Origin of the sequence: Blautia hansenii (assembly GCF_013304445.1) — a bacterium.
In the GTDB taxonomy this organism is placed as follows: Bacteria; Bacillota; Clostridia; order Lachnospirales; family Lachnospiraceae; genus Blautia.
In genome coordinates this window covers 1-1,843 of the sequence record NZ_JAAITA010000053.1, presented here as the reverse complement: position 1 = coordinate 1,843, position 1,843 = coordinate 1, and the positions used below count along the sequence as shown (strand labels likewise).

Annotated in this window: 2 protein-coding genes; both read left to right on the top strand. The window is 35.6% G+C overall.

Features of this window, described 5'->3' with window-relative positions; translation table 11 throughout:
* Positions 1-186: 186 nt before the first annotated feature.
* Positions 187-858 carry a helix-turn-helix domain-containing protein gene (locus G5A70_RS15425; protein ID WP_008393244.1) on the top strand — a complete coding sequence of 224 codons (672 nt, stop codon included), beginning with the start codon at positions 187-189 and terminating at the stop codon, positions 856-858.
* Positions 859-1,227: 369 nt separating this feature from the next.
* A complete protein-coding gene (locus G5A70_RS15420; protein ID WP_173750325.1) occupies positions 1,228-1,812 on the top strand; it encodes a helix-turn-helix domain-containing protein in 585 nt (194 codons plus the stop codon).
* Positions 1,813-1,843 lie beyond the last annotated feature (31 nt).

Genomic DNA, 1,843 nt, shown 5'->3' with positions numbered 1-1,843 from the left:
TACATCTTTTCTATGCTTACTCAAGCGTGTGATTGACCCTAGCGTGCTTAATCACCCTATCTAATACGATAATAACGCCATTAGAATTACTTGTCAAGAAGTTTTGATTGACTTTTTGATAAATATTAAGTATGATATGCTTATAAACACCGAGAAAAGCAACGAAAGGAGCGGTTATACTAAGTTATGGAACATTATGAAAAGAAAATCAGTTTCTTAGGAGAGAATATACAGACCATAAGAAAACACAGAGGAATGAAACAACAGGAACTTGCGGATAAAATCGGTATCAATATGCAGAGCCTTTCCAAGATTGAACGGGGTGTGAATTATCCTACCTTTGACACATTAGAAAAGATAATGGACGTGCTGGGAGTAACGCCCAATGAATTATTATCAGGAGAATGGAAGTATATTGACCACACCGAACCATATATCATGGATATTATCAAACGGGAACAGGACTTCAATGTTTCCTTAGATTATCTGTCTGAAAATGAATTTTTCAATGATGAAAAAGAATGCAGATTTTACATGGAAACCAAACTCATACAGTATATCCATAACTACATTACCAATGAGGTTACGGAGTTAGAAGAACTTATGGAAATCAAGCAGTTGATACAACGTCAAAAAATAGAACGCATGATGAAAGTACATAAGGAAATGCGAGGGTTAGACCGATACAGAGAACAGCCCAAAGAGTATAAATACCATGACCCTTATGATGACTGGATATTCCGTCAACTTGCGGACATAGACAGCAGAAATAACATTCCCGACACTTCGCCACAGTTAGATTTTGATGAAACGGACTATGAAGATTATCTGAAAGAGAAATGGAACAGAGGTCTTTAATTTTCCTCTTGAATGAAAGATACAGCAAACAAAAAGCCCAGTAAAGAGTGCAAAGCACCACCAATGGTGGCAAGGCTCTTGACAGGGCTTTTTCTTTTCTGTGGTTGGTAATCAAGAGGAAGAAAGAAAAAGTGTGTATTTTTCAAGACAGAAAAATGTCAAGGGGGGTGTGCTGATTTTTGTTGTGGCGGATATATGGAACTGTTATAATATGGATATGTTTAAATTACGTTATAAGCAAGAATATTCTGCTGATTTGTCAAAAAACATCATTGCAACTGCCAGTTGACATATTTCCATATCTAAATGGTGGCTATGCAACTGATAATATTGCTAAAATTACACCATGAAAGAAAGGAGTGTTAGCTAATGAATATGGCAGACAGAATACAATATTTAAGGAAATCAAAAGGAATATCACAAGAGGAACTTGCGGATAAAGTTGGAGTTTCAAGGCAGGCTGTTTCCAAATGGGAAAGTGAACAAAGTACGCCTGACTTAGAAAAAATAATTATAATGAGTGATTTTTTTGGAGTAACAACTGACTATATCCTAAAGGGAATTGAACCAGTAGCAGACAAAGAACAAAAAAATAAAGAGCTTACGAGTAAGGTACTTTATATATCATCAACAGCTTTTGTTGCTATTGGGCTGTTTTGTGCATTTGGTAATTGGTATGCAGAACAAACAATGGAAGCAGTTTGGGGTTCAATGATTATTCAAGCTATAGGGATTGTTGGATATTTTATAGCGAGAATACTATCGGAAGAAAAATCCCCCTTTTATGTAAATTGGCTTAATATAATCGGAGTTGCTTTTATGCCTATTTCTATGATTACAGGATATATTTCAGGATTGGTTTTCAAACTAGAAGGGTGGATTGCACCTTATCCGATAGGAATATTTCATACTTTAGTTTTCGTGTTAGTAGGGAGTATCCCAAAGTTTGTGTAAACCTTCAAACTGATGTAAGATAGACTTACCA